Origin of the sequence: Streptomyces sp. NPDC057900, assembly GCF_042887885.1 — a bacterium.
In the GTDB taxonomy this organism is placed as follows: Bacteria; Actinomycetota; Actinomycetes; order Streptomycetales; family Streptomycetaceae; genus Streptomyces.
In genome coordinates this window covers 610,734-625,439 of sequence record NZ_JBHVOI010000002.1, presented here as the reverse complement: position 1 = coordinate 625,439, position 14,706 = coordinate 610,734, and the positions used below count along the sequence as shown (strand labels likewise).

Here is a 14,706-nt window from a genome sequence, read left to right as displayed (position 1 = left end):
CCCTGAGAGCCGGGGCGGGAACGGGGGCGGGCGGAGCGTGCGGCCCGGAATGGTCCCTTCAGGGTCGGGCGGGGACGATCTCAGGGTTCGTCCAGGGTCGGGGCGGGTGCCGGACGTGCCCGGCGCCCGTCACCATGGAGCCATGACCGTTCCCCAGGATGCGCCGCCCGGCGCCGTACCGTCCGCCGGGCCAGGCGGGCGGCTGCGGCGGAGCTCGCGGCAGAAAGTGGTGGCCGGGGTCTGCGGTGGCCTCGGCCGGTACTGCGACGTCGATCCGGTGATCTTCCGGATCGTGCTCGGGGTGCTCTCCGTGACCGGCGGTCTCGGGCTGATCTTCTACGGCTTCGCGTGGCTGCTGGTCCCGCTGGACGGCGAGGAGGAGAACGAGGCGCGCCGGCTGCTGTCGGGCCGGGTCGAGGGGGCGTCGCTGATCGCGGTGCTGTTCGCGCTGGTCGGCTGCGGGCTGTTCCTGTCGATGCTGGGCAACGGCGGCACGCTGGCGTTCTCCGCGATGCTGTCGCTCGCGGTGATCGGCTTCTCCGTGTGGACGCAGCACCGCAGGACGGGCGATCCGCAGGGCCCGCTGCATCCCGCGGCCGCTCAGGCGGTCTCGGACGCGCCGCCGGAGGTGAAGGCTCCGCCGCGCCCCGGCAGCCCGTCCTGGTGGCGGGACCCGATCATCAAGGACGGCACCACGGGACCGGTGGGTCCCGGCTATCTGTGGGGCCCCGCGGACACCACGCTGGACGGCCGGGCGGCCGGGCCGCGCGGGGCGACGGCCACCGACCCGTTCCGGACGCCCCGCAGGTCGCGGCAGAACCCGGAGGCGACCTCGATCGCCGGGGCCGTCTTCCTGCTGGCGGTACTGGCGGGCGTGGTGGGCGCGCGGGCGAACTGGGACACCCAGCCGCTGGGGCTGAGCCTGCAGATCGGGCTGACCGCCGCGCTCGCGGTGTTCGGGGCCGGGATGCTGGTCAGCGCCTTCGTCGGGCGGACCGGCTTCGGCACGGTGCTGCTCTCGATGATCACCGCGGGGCTGCTGGCGGGGGCCTCCGCGCTCCCCGCCAACATCACCGCGCACTGGGTGCGCCAGGAGTGGCGCCCGGCCACGGTCGCCGCGGTGCAGCCGCGCTACGAGGTGGGCTCCGGGGTGGTGGACCTGGATCTCACCCGGCTCTCCGTACCGAAGGGCGACACGGTCAGGACCCGGGTGGAGGTAGGTGCGGGCCGGGTCGTGGTGCGCGTGCCGAGGACGGTCACCGTGCGGCTGGACGCGCGGGCCGGTCTGGGCGATGTCACGCTGCCGGGCGAGTCGCCCGACGGCGGGTCAGGACAGGGTGACGTGGACATCAGGGTCTCGGAGAACGAGCACCGCACGCTGCCCCCCGAGCCGGGCGGCCCGCCCGCCGGGACCGTGGAGCTCGATCTGAAGGTCGCCGTCGGACAGGTGGAGGTCCTCCGTGCTTCGTCATGAGATCCGGCCCGGACGGGCGGTGGCGGGCCTGGTGATGATGGGCCTGGCGGCCGGTTACGGGGCGGACGCCGCCGGTCTCTGGCACGCTCCGTGGGTGTTCTTCGCCGCGCTGTTCACCGGTGGCCTCTGCGTCGCCGTGCTGACCACCTGGGTCGCCTACCGGATCCGGCGCCGTCGCGGCGGGAGGACGCCGTCCACCGAGAACGACGTGGCCCCGCCGAGCAGCAGCGGCAGCCAGGCCATGAGGTAGATCAGGTCGTTGCCGAGGTAGTACGGCTCGGTCTGCCAGCTGACGGTCAGCCACAGGCTCAGCGAGATCAGCGCGCCGCCGAGCGCGGCGACCCTGGTCCACAGGCCGAGGAGGGTGCCGAGCCCGACGAGGAGTTCACCGATCGCGATGGCGTAGCCGAAGCCGGACGGGCTCTTCAGCGCGAGGTCGACGAGGGCCGGGATCGCGGCGGAGTCCCGGACCGCGTTCATCGTCTGGCCGATGGAACCGTCGCCGGTGGCATGGAAGAAGGCGCTGTCGGTCAGCTTGTCGAGCCCGGCGTAGACGAAGGTGGCTCCGAGGAAGATCCGCAGCGGCAGCAGGGCGTGCTCCCGTGCCAGCTCCCGCAGGCTCTTCGGCTCGCCCAGCCCGCGCCCGTTCATGCCGTAGTGCATTGGTGCCCCGCCTTCCGCGGCCCTGCGGCGGACCGCCCGGTCCCGCTCACAGGGCCATTCGACCCTCGCCGGACCGTTCGACCCGTCACCAGACCCTACGACCTCCGCCGTGGCCGGTTCCCGGGGCTCAGTCGGTCACGTCGATCTCGACCCGGTTCGACTCGGTGCCGGACGCCGTGATCACCTGCACCTCGACCACACCCGGCTCCACCTCCACCGGTACCGGCACGGTCAGCACGGTGTCGGTCGGGTTGGCGAAGCCGCCCGGGACCGGGACCAGCGGGACGTGGACGTGGACCGGGCCGATCCGCACGACCATCCGGGCCAGCCGGTCGGGGGCCCCGGCGCCGGGCGGCACGAATCCCGCGCCGCGGACCTCGATGTCGTCACCGGTCCGGATCGGCGCGTCCAGATCGCCCGCCTCCCGGGCCCTGACGACCGACAGCACCACGGGCCGGCCGGACTCCGTGTACTTGCCCGCGAAGTACGCCGCCGCCGAGACGGCCACCAGCAGGGCCAGCCCCCAGGGCAGATCGGGCAGCTGCTCGGGGCGCCGGGCCAGGCGGACAGAGGCGAAGAGCACCGCGACGGTGGACACCAGCACGTACTGCACATCCGTGAAGCTGCCGCGGCCCGCGTCGTCGGTGAGCAGGTCGGCGGCGCGCGGCCGGTCGGCCCGCAGCTTCTGGAGCCGTCCGGACAGCACCCGTACGCCCACCACCCGGCGGACCACCACGGCGATGGCGCACACCAGCGCCAGCACGGTCACCACCCCGGCGCCGCGCGCCAGGTCCAGGCCCTCGATCAGCGCGTCGCGCTGCGCGTGCCCGGAGGCGACCGCCAGCTGGAGCGCGAGGACGAGTACGGAGAAGACCGCGAGCAGCACCCAGGACGCGGCGACCGTCCGGGAGGTGGAGAGCCGGTTGTCCTCACCGATCAGCGGGGCGAGGAGGCCGCCGCGCGCCCGGTGGACATGGGCGGCCCCGGTCAGCAGCCCGGCGGTGACGAGTCCGGCGACCAGGCCCGCGGTGCGGGCGTGGCTCCAGCCCGCGCCGATCGCGGTGGCGGCCTCCGCGACGGCCAGCACGGCGACGGCGCCCCACACGATGAGCAGGGTGCGCTGCCACACCCGGTACAGCCAGGCGTCACCCGCCTCCCGGCCCCGGTCCGCGACGGCGCGCGCGGACTGCGTCAGCTCGTCGGAGACCCACTGCCGGGTCGCGGAGGGCGACTGCGCGACGGCGGCGGGCAGCCCCTGACCCGCGGCGAGCCCGTCCCGCTTGGCCAGGAAGGCGGCCACCGCGCGGCGGTGTCCCTCGCGCGCGCCGTGCGGGCAGTCGCCGCACGTACAGCCTCCGCCGTGTGCGCCTTGTCGTGCCTCGTCCAACGCCACGGAGAACGCCGCCCTTTCCCGCCCCGGTACAGCTGTGGTCAATCCAACTCAGCTGTGATTGCTGCGAATTGTGCCGTACCGGACGGGGTGCTCCCGCATCGGGGCGCATCGGGCGGGTGGCTTCGTCAGAACGTTCGAGCGATGCGCTGCCACTGCGGCTGGTAGTTGATCCAGGCGACCAGGTCGCTGCCGAGCTGCTCCCGGGTGGTGAGCGCGTCCCGGTGCTCGATCAGCACCGGCTTCCCGGCCGCCCGCGCGGCCAGCTGCACCTGGCAGGACCGCTCCAGCGTGAGGAACCACCAGGCCGCCGCGTCCACCGAGTCGCCCACGGTCAGCAGCCCGTGGTTGCGCAGGATGACCGCCTTGCGGCCGCCGAGCGCGGTGGCGATCCGGCGCCCCTCCTCCTCGTCCACGACGACGCCCGTGTACGCGTCGTAGAGGGCGTGGTCCTCGTAGAAGGCGCAGGACTCCTGGGTGATCGGCTCGATCAGCTCCCCCAGGGCGGCCAGCGCGCGCCCGTGCACGGAGTGGGTGTGCGCGACGGCGACGACGTCCGGGCGGGCCCGGTGCACCTGGGCGTGGACGGCGAACGCGGCCTGGTTGACGTGGTGGCGGCCCTCGACGACCTGCCCCTCCCCGTTGACCAGGATCAGCTCGTCGGGGCGCAGCCCGTCGAAGGGGGCGCCGAAGGGGTTGACCCAGAAGCAGTCGGTGAACTCCGGGTCGCGTGCCGTGATGTGCCCGGAGACGCCGTCCTCGTACCCGTACTCACCGAACAGGCGCAGCGCCCCGGCCAGGCGTTCCTTGCGGTACGCGCGCTCCTCTCCGAGGGAGGTGTGCACGGGCGGCATCGCGAAGTGGAGCTGGTCCACCGGTATGGGTGTGGGCTCTGGCATGACGGCTCCTCCGGGGCTCCCTGGCGCGAGGGATCTGACGTACGGGCTCTGACGTACAGGATCAGACGTACGGGATCCGGAAGTTACCGCCGGTCGCCGCAGGTGGCCAGAGGTACGACGATGCCGCCGCCCGGAGGACCGGACGGCGGCATCGTCATGGGCGGGCGGGTGGGACTACTCCCACTCGATGGTGCCCGGCGGCTTGCTGGTCACGTCGAGGACGACGCGGTTGACGTCGGCCACCTCGTTGGTGATGCGGGTGGAGATCTTGGCGAGGGTCTCGTACGGCAGCCGGGACCAGTCCGCCGTCATGGCGTCCTCGGAGGAGACCGGGCGCAGCACGATCGGGTGGCCGTAGGTGCGGCCGTCGCCCTGGACGCCGACGCTGCGGACGTCCGCGAGCAGGACCACCGGGCACTGCCAGATGTCGCGGTCCAGGCCGGCCGAGGTCAGCTCCTCGCGGGCGATGGCGTCGGCCTCGCGGAGCAGGTCGAGCCGCTCCTTGGTGACCTCGCCGACGATCCGGATGCCGAGGCCGGGGCCGGGGAAGGGCTGGCGCTGGACGATCTCCTCGGGCAGGCCGAGCTCCTGGCCGACCATCCGGACCTCGTCCTTGAACAGCTGGCGCAGCGGCTCGACGAGCTCGAACTCGATGTCGTCGGGGAGGCCGCCCACGTTGTGGTGGGACTTGATGTTGGCGGTGCCGGTGCCGCCACCGGACTCGACGACGTCCGGGTAGAGGGTGCCCTGCACGAGGAAGGCGACCTCGGGGCCGTCCTCCTGGAGGATCTCCAGCTGGGCCTGCTCGAAGACGCGGATGAACTCGCGGCCGATGATCTTCCGCTTCTGCTCCGGGTCGGACACACCGGCCAGGGCGTCCAGGAAGCGCTTCTCCGCGTCGACGACTTTCAGCTTCGCGCCGGTCGCGGCCACGAAGTCCTTCTCGACCTGCTCCGTCTCGCCCTTGCGCATCAGCCCGTGGTCGACGTACACGCAGGTCAGCTGGGAGCCGATGGCCTTCTGCACGAGCGCCGCGGCGACCGCGGAGTCCACCCCGCCGGAGAGGCCGCAGATGGCGCGCTTGTCGCCGACCTGGGCGCGGATCGCGGCGATCTGCTCCTCGACGACGTTGGTCGTCGTCCAGTTCGGCTCGATGCCCGCGCCCCGGTACAGGAAGTGCTCAAGGACCTGCTGGCCGTGCGTGGAGTGGAGGACCTCCGGGTGGTACTGGACGCCGTAGAGCTTCTTCTCGTCGTTCTCGAAGGCGGCGACCGGCACGACGTCGGTGGACGCGGTGACGGTGAAGCCCTCGGGGGCGGCGGAGCAGGCGTCGCCGTGCGACATCCACACCGACTGCTGGTCCGGGGTGCCCTCGAAGAGCGTCGAGCCGGACTTGGAGACGGCGAGCGCGGTACGGCCGTACTCGCGGGCGCCGTTGTCGTCGACGGTGCCGCCGAGCGTGGTGGCCATCAGCTGGAAGCCGTAGCACATGCCGAAGACGGGGACCCCGGCCTCGAACAGAGCGCGGTCGAGCGAGGGCGCGCCCTCCGCGTACACGGAGGAGGGTCCGCCGGACAGGATGATCGCGCGGGGGTTCTTGGCCAGCATCTCGGCCACCGGCATCGTGGACGGCACGATCTCGCTGTAGACCCGGGCCTCACGGACGCGGCGGGCGATGAGCTGGGCGTACTGGGCGCCGAAGTCGACAACGAGGACCACGTCGGTGGTGGTGTCGGGGGCGGCGGGGGGTGCTGCTGGCACGGGGCGGCCTTCCGGCGGTGGAGAGGGGGTCGGTTCTTCCGATTCTACCGGCCGTGGACCATCGCCCCGCCGGACTCCCGTCTCACCATCCGGGCCCGGTGCGAGCCCCGGCCGGGAGTGGGTCCATACTGTCTGCCATGCGTCAGCACACGACCTTCGTCTTTACCTATGGCACCCGGCCCGCCGGCTGCCATGGTCGTGCTGCTTGAGCAACTGACAAGCAACGTTCCAGGCGCCCCGGGCCGACAGGCCCGGGGCGTTCTGGCGTTCCGGGCCCGGTCGGTCCGGGGGAGCCGCAGCTACCCGGGAGACCCACCATGAGCAGCACCGCAGCCACCCGCGCCACCGCAGAGGCGACCGGAGCGCACACCGAGGAGGCCGCGTCCCTGATCGGCGACGCACGTGCGCGCATCGACGCCCTGGACGACCGGATCATCGGTCTCGTCCAGGAACGGATGGCCGTCTCCTCGGTCATCCAGGAGGCCCGGATCACCTCGGGGGGCCGCCGGGTGAACCTCTCCCGGGAGATGGAGATCCTCGGCCAGTACCGGGACGCGCTCGGCAAGCCCGGCACCTCGCTGGCGATGACGCTGCTGGAGCTGTGCCGCGGCCGCGTGTGACCCGGCGCGGGCCGGACGGCCCTTGGCACCGCAGGGCTGGAGGGACGTATCCCAGTTCGGGCCCGGTCTCACCCGTACGGCGCGTGACCGGGCCCGCCGCGGCTTCGTTGGTCCCGGTGTCCGTGCCAGCCAGGGGCGGCGGTGGAAGGAAACCACGCGTGGCTCCGCCGGGGCGTGTGGCGTACCGCAGGTACGCCGTGGGACCGCGCACCGGCGTGTGTGACCGGTCGGCAGGGGACAGCAGCCCGGTCACCGCGGGGTCCGCCCCCAGGGGGCTGGATTCTCGAAGGAACGGCCGGCTCCGGGGACGCCCGGGGCCGGCCGTTCTGACGTGTCCGTTCTTCTGCCTGTGCCTACGCTGCCGCGCGGCGGCGGGAGACCGTGTAGAGGACCCCGCCCGCGACGAGGGCGGCCGCGGCCGCGGCGCCGGTCATCAGGGCGACGGAACCGGTCGCGGCGAGGCCGCCGCCACCGGAGTCACCGCCGGTGCTGCCCGAGGAGGACGAGCCGGCCGATCCGGTGGTGGCTCCGGAGTCGCCCGAGCCTCCGGTGGAACCCGTGGAACCGCTGGAACCACCGGAGCCGGTGGTGGTGCCCGTCGAGGACGTGCCGCCCGAGTCCGTGCCGCCGTCGCCGTCGCCGGTGGTGGCTCCGGAATCGCCCGTACCGGAGTCCTTGGCGTTCAGGACCAGCGAGGCGGTGTTGTTGGCGGGCTCGGGGTCGAACCGCAGTTTCGGGTCCTGGAGGAAGGGGTTGCGGACGACGACCTTGCCGGACGCCCCCGCGACCACCTTGTCGATCTTCAGCTCGAAGGGCAGCGCGAAGTCGGCGTCCTCGCGTACGGACATCGGGGTCGAGCAGAAGTAGCGCGGGGCCGCGGTCTGGTTCTCGCGGTACTCCCCGGCGGCCGTCACACCCCGGCAGGACTCGGGCTTGGCGACGACAGAGGCGCCCTCGGGGACGGTGACGTCGACGGTGGCGACGTCCTCGCCCGAGCGGATGTAGCCGATCCACGCCGGGCCCCGGTTACGGAATCCGACCTTCACCTGGACCGAGTCGCCCTCGGCGCCCTTCGCGCGGTCGCCGTACGCCGCGAAGTCGGCGGTGTTGGAGGTCCGGAAGTCGACCTCCTGCTGGTTGTCGCTCGGGTCCAGGTCGGCGGAGAGCGCCGCCGGGGCCTTGTGCAGGGCCAGCGCGGCGCCCTGTCCGGGGCTGTACTTCGCACCGGCGCGCTGCGCGGCGCGGGCCGCGGAGCCGCCCTCCTCGACGCGGTAGAGGAAGGAGTCGTAGAAGGCGCGCTCCGTCGCCCTGATGGCGGGCGGCTCGGCCAGCGTGTAGGCGACGCCGGGCTCGTAGCTGCCGTCGAAGGAGCACAGGGCGGTGGTCCAGACGCCGGGGCTGCCCATGCCCCCGTCGGACTCGCTGTACTCGCAGTTCCGGTACCGCTCGGTGAACTCCATGCCGCGCGTGTACCGCAGCGTGAGCAGTACGCCCTCGGCCGCGCGGGTGCCGTTGTTCGTGAAGGTGACGGGCACCGGCTGGGTGTCGCCCGTCTTCAGCTCCGTCCTGAACGGCAGCCGCTCCATCGACAGGTCGGGGCCGCCGATGCCGATCCGCGCGGTGAACGAGGTGAACGTGGCCCCGTCCGCCTCCGCGGTGACCTCGATGGCGCCCGTGTCGCCGTTCCGGCTGCCCTCGGCCGCGGTGACGTCGAGCTCCGCGAGGGTGCTCAGGCCGGGGAAGATGCCCCAGTCGTGGCAGACCGCGCTCGCCCCGGTCACGGTGCAGTCGGCGCCGCCCTTCTTGGCGAAGGCCACGTCCGCGACGCCCTTGATCCCGCTGAGGTCGAAGCGGACGGTGTACTCGCCCTGGAAGGCGCCGTTCTCCTCGTCCTCCGAAGGGTTGTTGACCGTGAAGTCGAGTGAGGCCTTCTGCGGCTTACCCGTCGCCGGGTAGGGGTGCAGCGCGGTCTCCGCCGGTCCGCCGAGCGTGAACTCGGGGGCGGCGGCCTGCGCCGGGGCGGTCAGCGCGAGGGATCCGACGGCCAGCAGACCGGCGGCGGCGAATCCTCCCGCGGCCCTGCGCAGAGCGGCTCTCGGGGTCGTGCTTCTCATATAGCGGGCTCTCCGGGTCGTGAGGAGCTGAGTAATCGCCTTTGCGGCGACGTGGGTACGACCATGGGCCCGGGTGAATAGTTGCGCGGCTCCAGATCACGGATCGAGCACATCGCGTGGCGTGACCGACGTCACATAAGGATTTCGTGGACTTCGGGACAACCATCGGGATGCCTTGCAGGTCATGCATGCGGAACCACCGGTCACATCCGTAACTCGGCTTCACCGGTAGAGCATGAGGGGCTGCACTCGGAGGGGGGTGCAGCCCCTTCTGCTGTCCCGGGTCAGGACCTCCCGGTCTTCCCGGTCTTCTTCCGCGGCATCGCGGGCATCCCCAGGAACGGCAGCCTCAGCGCGCCGAAGGCCTCCGCCGGGACGGCAGGCGCCTGCGGTTCGACCGCCGCCAGCCGCTCGTACGGCTCTCCCGCCGCCGGGCGGGGGTCCCGCTCGCCCTTGTTCGGCCAGAAGGACATGGCCCGCTCCGCCTGCGCGGTGATCGTCAGCGACGGGTTGACGCCGAGGTTGGCGGAGACCGCGGAACCGTCGACCACCGAGATCCCCGGGTGCCCGTACAGCCGGTGGTAGGCGTCGATCACCCCGTCCTCCGCACTCGCGCCGATCGGGCAGCCGCCGAGGAAGTGCGCGGTGAGCGGGGTGCCCATCAGCTCACCGATGTTGGAGCCCGCGAAGCCGTTGATCTCCTCCGCGAGCAGCGTCGCGCCCCTGGTGGCCTCCGCGATCTGGGTCGGGTTGGGCGCGCCGTGCCCCTGCCGGGCGGTGAGCAGGCCCTTTCCTATGCCGCCCGGCTTGCGGTAGGCGGTCAGGGAGTTGTCCAGCGACTGCATGACGAGCCCTATGATCGTCCGCTCCGACCAGCGCCGGTTGGAGAGCGAGCGCATGGCGAGCGCCGGGTGCCTGGCCATGCTGCCGAGCCAGCCGAGCACCCGGTGGGTGCTGTAGGGGACCTGGAGGATGGTCAGCCCGCCCATCGCGTTGGATCCCTTGCCGTAGCGGACCGGTTCGATGTGGGTGTTCTCGTCGGGGTGGATCGAGGAGGTGATGGCGACGCCCCTGGTGAAGTCGGCCTTGGTGCCGTGCTTCTTCCGGTAGCGCCGGTCGGAGGTCTGCGCCCCCACGAGTCCCTCGGAGTTGGTACGGGTCAGCTCGCCGAGCCGGGACGAGAGGCGGGGCAGCAGTCCCCGGTCCTTCATCGTGTGCAGCAGGGTCTGGGTGCCGTACGTGCCCGCCGCCACGACCACCTGGCGGGCGCGCAGCCGTGTCGGCTTCGCCTTCCGGCGGCGGTCTGTGGGCACGGTGGTGACGCGGTAGCCGCCCTCCGGGTGGTCGGTGACCGCGACGACGGAGGTCATCGGGTGGATGACCGCGCCGGCCTTCTCCGCGAGGTGGAGGTAGTTCTCGTTGAGGGTGTTCTTCGCGCCGTGCCGGCAGCCCGTCATGCATTCGCCGCACTCGGTACAGGCCTTGCGCGCGGGGCCCGCGCCGCCGAAGTACGGGTCCGCGACCGTGCCGCCGGGCTTGGCCCGCGCCGTCCCGTCGGCGTCCTTGCCGTCACCGAAGAAGACCCCGACCGGGGCGAGGTGGAAGGTGTCCCCGACGCCCATCGCCTCCGCGGCCGCCTTGAGGTGGACGTCCGAGGGGGTCGTCGTCGGGTTGAGCCGGACCCCGAGCATCCGGGTGGCCTGGTCGTAGTACGGCTTCAGCTCGTCCTGCCAGTCGGTGATGCCCGCCCACTGGCGGTCCTCGAAGAACGGCGCCGGGGGCACGTACAGCGTGTTGGCGTAGTTCAGCGAACCGCCGCCGACCCCCGCGCCGGCCAGCACCATCACCTTGCCGAGCAGATGCACCCGCTGGATGCCGAAGAGGCCGAGGGCGGGGGCCCAGAGGTAGTTCTTCAGGTCCCAGGAGTTCTTGGGCAGGGTGGCGGGGGTGAACCGGCGGCCGGCTTCGAGGACGCCGACCCGGTACCCCTTCTCGCTCAGCCGCAGGGCCGAGACCGCGCCGCCGAAGCCCGAACCGACGACCAGTACGTCGTAGTCGTACGCGGCGTCGTCGTCCGCCGCACCGCCGGGTCCGGCCTGATTCTGGGCAGGGCTGTCCTGGGACATGGCACTCCTCCGTACGAAAAGGACAGAAACGCTGAGGTGGTGCGGGGGCAGTGGGGCCGTGGGGTCAGCGCAGGCGGAAGGCCTTCATCGCCTTCAGGCTGCGGCTCATGAACGCCGCGTACTTCTCGTCGTCCATCCCAAAAGACGGGGCGAGCGGGATCAGCCGCTGCTGGGCGACCGTCTGGGCCTCGGTGTACTTGAGGATGCCCTCGGAGCCGTGCCGGCGGCCGAGACCGGATTCCTTCATGCCGCCCATCGGGGACTGCACGCTGCCGTACGCGGGGGCGTAGCCCTCGTTGATGTTGACCGTGCCGGTCCGTAGCCGGGCGGCGACGGCGTGGCCGCGCCTGCCGTCCTTGGTCCAGACACTGGAGTTGAGGCCGTACGGGGTCGCGTTGGCGAGGCCGATGACCTCGTCCTCGTCGCTGAAGCGGTAGATGGAGACGACGGGCCCGAAGGTCTCCTCCGTGCAGACGGCCATCGGCGCCTCGACGCCGTCCAGGATGGTCGGCTCGTAGAACAGCGGGCCGATGTCGGGGCGGGCGACGCCGCCCGCGACGAGCTTGGCGCCCTTCTCGACGGCCTCCGCGACATGCCGGCTGACGGTCTCCAGCTGGCGCTCACCGACCAGCGAGCCCATGTCGGCCCCGTAGGCGAGGGAGTTGCCGAGCCGCATCGCCTTCGTACGGGCGGCGAACCGCTCCACGAAGTCGTCCGCGACCGACTCGTGCACGTACAGCCGCTCGATGGAGATGCAGAGCTGGCCCGCGGAGGAGAAGCAGGCCCGGACGGCGCCCGCGGCGGCCTTCTCCACGTCGGCGTCCTCCAGCACCAGCATGGCGTTCTTGCCGCCGAGTTCCAGCGACACCCCGACCAGCCGGGCGGCGGCCCCCTGGGCGACCTCGCGCCCGGTGCGGGTGGAGCCGGTGAACGAGACGTAGTCGGCGTGCTTGACGACCTCGGGGCCGACCACCGGTCCGTCACCGAGCACGACCTGGAACACCTCGGCGGGCAGCCCCGCCTCGATCAGCAGGTCACGGGCCCACAGCGCGGTCAGCGCGGTCTCCGTGTCGGGCTTCATGACGACGGCGTTGCCGGAGACGAACGCGGGCAGCGCGTCACCGACGGACAGCTCGAAGGGGTAGTTCCACGGCGCGATCTGGCCGACGACTCCGCGCGGCTGACGCAGCTCGGTGACCTTGGTGAGGGTCGGTACGACTCCGGTGTGCCGCTTCGGCTTCAGGTACGAGCCGGCCTTGCGGCCGTAGTGCCGGGCGGCGACGGCGACGGCCTGCACCTCCTCGTGGGCGTGCAGCCGGGCCTTGCCGGTCTCCAGCTGGATGAGGTCGAGGACCTCCGACTGGCGGCCGAGCACCAGGTCGTGGAAGCGCAGCAGCACGGCGGCCCTGGCCCGGACGGGCGTCGCCGCCCAGGCGGGCTGGGCGGCACGGGCCCGCTCGAAGGCGGCGGCCACGTCCTCGGGGGTGGACTCCGGCAGGTCGGCCAGCTTCTCCCCGGTGAACGGGGTGTGGTTGGCCGTACGGCCGGAACCGGCGACGCCACGGGTGAGCTGGGCAATCACCTCGGGGGTCACGACGTCGGCGGCCGTGCGCACGCCCGCGGGCGCCGCGGCCACCGGGTTGGTGCCGACAGCGGCGGCGGAGGTGGGCGTGGAGGCCTGCGAGTCCGTCATGAGGGCGAGAGTACGTCCAGCCGGATGCTTTGGGTACCCGTGGGTAACGGCTTTTCACAGTCCCCACAAGAGCCCTCCGTGAGCACCCGCCGATCGAGCCAGTGTCCACTGGCTACATAACCGCTGATCAGGGGCTATCTTCGCGGTCGCGCATCGCGGACTGCGATCGGGAGGAGTGGCGGACGCGCAGTCGGGTTCCGGATGTCAGTCGGTGTCCCCCGGTGCGCGCCAGCCGCGCAGCATGGTGTCGAACTGCTTCCGGGTGGTGTCCCAGTCCTCCGCCGGACCCGTCATGTACAGCGCGTACTCCGGTCCGTCGTCGCCCGCGTAGTACATCTGGTCGATGGCGTGCCGCTGTTCGCCGTTGTTCTCGGTCCAGGTGAACTCCCAGAGCGATCCGGGGTGGTCACGGTAGAAGTTGGCGCGCAGGGCCAGGCCCCGGTACTGCGGCAGCCGCTTCCGCAGGCCCGGCTCCATGTTCTGCATGTGCAGGTACGAGGTCTCGAAGTCGGGCTGCTGGTCGATGCTGATCCGGAGGTAGTGCTTGCCGTTGTCCGGGGTGTAGTCGATGTTCGTGCCGTTCTTCCGGCGCTGCCAGCCGTCCGGTACGAGGAGCCCGAACCCCTCCGGGTCCTGGACCCGGTGCCAGCCGGCCGGTACGCCCTTCAGCGTGGGGTCCGGCTTCGGGCCCGGCTTCTCGGAGGGGGCCGGCGAGGACTTGTGGGGAGCCGGGTCCTGGGACCGGGTGCCCGGGTCCGCGCCGCCGCCGCTCGCGGTGCCGGTGTCCGGGCGGTCGTGGTACTTCATCGCGGCGATCCCCCCGCCGACGCCGAGCAGCGCCGCCAGGGCGAGCACCAGCAGGGCCGTACGCCACCTGCGCCGGGTCGCCGGGGCGGTCCCGGCGGGCGGCACGGCGCCGGGGTGGTGGTGCTGCGCCGTACCACCGGGGTGCGGCAGTTGCCCCGTGGAGCCGGGGTGCGGCAGCTGGGCCGTGGAGCCGGTCGCGCCGCCGGGTCCCATCGCGCGCAGGGCCTCCTCCGGCACCTGCTGCGTCGGGACGAACTCCTGGGCGGCCCGGGGCTGACGCCCCTCCATGGCCTCCAGCAGCATCCGCTCGGCCTCGGCGGCCGACGGCCGGTCCGCCGGCTCCTTGCGGAGCAGCGCCGTGATGACGGGGCCCAGCGCCCCGGCCCTGACGGGCACCGCGGGTTCCTCCGCGACGACGGCCTGCATGGTGGATATCGGGGAGGTGCGCCGGAACGGCGAGCTGCCCTCGACCGCCGTGAACAGCGTGGCGCCCAGCGACCACAGGTCGGACGCGGGGCCGGGATCGCCGCCGCGGACCCGCTCGGGCGCCAGGTAGTCGATGGACCCGACCAGCTCACCGGTCCTGGTGATGGTCGAGTCGCCCTCTATCGCCGCTATCCCGAAGTCGGTGAGCAGCACCCGGCCGTCCCGGGCGAGCAGGACGTTGCCGGGCTTCACATCGCGGTGCAGCACCCCGGCGCTGTGTGCGGCGCGCAGCGCGCCCAGCACGTGGAGGCCGATCCTGGCGGCCTCGCGCGGCACCAGCGGCCCGGATTCCTTGGCGGCGTCGGCGAGCGACGGGCCGTCGACGTACTGCATGACGATCCATGGCCGGTTGTCGTACTCGATGACGTCATGGACGGTGACCACGCCCGGGTGCGTGATGCGGGCGGCGGCGCGGGCCTCCTTCTGCGTACGGGCGTGCAGCACCACCCGGTCCGCCTCCGCGACGTACAGCCCGGCGGTCAGCTCCTTGACGGCGACGGTGCGGTGCAGCACCTCGTCGTGGGCTCTCCAGACCTTGCCCATGCCGCCGCGCCCGAGGACTTCACCGAGCCGGTATCGCCCGGCCAGCAACAGTCCCGCATCCGTGCCCTGTGATCGATCCACGTATCCCTGCCCCGTTCCTTCGGATGACAGGTTACGGAGGGGAGGTGCG

Annotated in this window: 10 protein-coding genes; 2 read left to right on the top strand and 8 right to left on the bottom strand. The window is 72.3% G+C overall.

Annotation, left to right across the window (positions count from 1 at the left end):
- The first annotated feature begins 142 nt into the window (after positions 1 to 142).
- Entirely contained in the window at positions 143 to 1,474 is a 1,332-nt protein-coding gene (locus ACFVQ0_RS10180) for a PspC domain-containing protein (RefSeq protein ID WP_390086399.1), read from the top strand.
- 156 nt (positions 1,475 to 1,630) lie between these two features.
- Here ACFVQ0_RS10180 and ACFVQ0_RS10175 read toward each other — a convergent pair whose 3' ends face one another.
- The 4 genes from ACFVQ0_RS10175 to guaA form a co-directional block, all read right to left on the bottom strand.
- The gene (locus ACFVQ0_RS10175) at positions 1,631 to 2,137 is read right to left on the bottom strand and encodes a DoxX family membrane protein (RefSeq protein WP_390086397.1); all 507 of its coding nucleotides are present in this window, start codon (positions 2,135 to 2,137) and stop codon (positions 1,631 to 1,633) included.
- Positions 2,138 to 2,264: 127 nt separating this feature from the next.
- A complete protein-coding gene (locus ACFVQ0_RS10170; RefSeq protein WP_390086395.1) occupies positions 2,265 to 3,530 on the bottom strand; it encodes a hypothetical protein in 1,266 nt (421 codons plus the stop codon).
- 125 nt (positions 3,531 to 3,655) lie between these two features.
- The gene (locus ACFVQ0_RS10165) at positions 3,656 to 4,426 is read right to left on the bottom strand and encodes a class II aldolase/adducin family protein (RefSeq protein WP_390086394.1); all 771 of its coding nucleotides are present in this window, start codon (positions 4,424 to 4,426) and stop codon (positions 3,656 to 3,658) included.
- A 174-nt stretch (positions 4,427 to 4,600) separates the two neighbouring features.
- Complete coding sequence (gene guaA / locus ACFVQ0_RS10160) at positions 4,601 to 6,187, bottom strand: glutamine-hydrolyzing GMP synthase (RefSeq protein ID WP_390086392.1); 1,587 nt, start codon at positions 6,185 to 6,187, stop codon at positions 4,601 to 4,603.
- Between the two features lie 317 nt (positions 6,188 to 6,504).
- Here guaA and ACFVQ0_RS10155 point away from each other — a divergent pair, with 317 nt between their 5' ends.
- Positions 6,505 to 6,807, top strand: coding sequence for a chorismate mutase (locus tag ACFVQ0_RS10155; RefSeq protein ID WP_390086390.1), 303 nt, complete (start codon positions 6,505 to 6,507; stop codon positions 6,805 to 6,807).
- A gap of 353 nt (positions 6,808 to 7,160) precedes the next feature.
- Here the strand turns inward: ACFVQ0_RS10155 and ACFVQ0_RS10150 are convergent, their stop codons facing one another.
- From ACFVQ0_RS10150 to ACFVQ0_RS10135, 4 genes are all read right to left on the bottom strand, one after another.
- On the bottom strand, positions 7,161 to 8,921 hold the full coding sequence (locus ACFVQ0_RS10150) for a peptidase (RefSeq protein ID WP_390086388.1): 1,761 nt from the start codon (positions 8,919 to 8,921) through the stop codon (positions 7,161 to 7,163).
- Positions 8,922 to 9,205: 284 nt separating this feature from the next.
- Complete coding sequence (locus ACFVQ0_RS10145) at positions 9,206 to 11,047, bottom strand: GMC family oxidoreductase N-terminal domain-containing protein (protein WP_390086385.1); 1,842 nt, start codon at positions 11,045 to 11,047, stop codon at positions 9,206 to 9,208.
- 64 nt (positions 11,048 to 11,111) lie between these two features.
- Positions 11,112 to 12,740, bottom strand: coding sequence for a succinic semialdehyde dehydrogenase (locus tag ACFVQ0_RS10140; protein ID WP_390086384.1), 1,629 nt, complete (start codon positions 12,738 to 12,740; stop codon positions 11,112 to 11,114).
- 204 nt (positions 12,741 to 12,944) lie between these two features.
- The gene (locus tag ACFVQ0_RS10135; RefSeq protein WP_390086382.1) at positions 12,945 to 14,657 is read right to left on the bottom strand and encodes a protein kinase; all 1,713 of its coding nucleotides are present in this window, start codon (positions 14,655 to 14,657) and stop codon (positions 12,945 to 12,947) included.
- Positions 14,658 to 14,706: the final 49 nt, after the last annotated feature.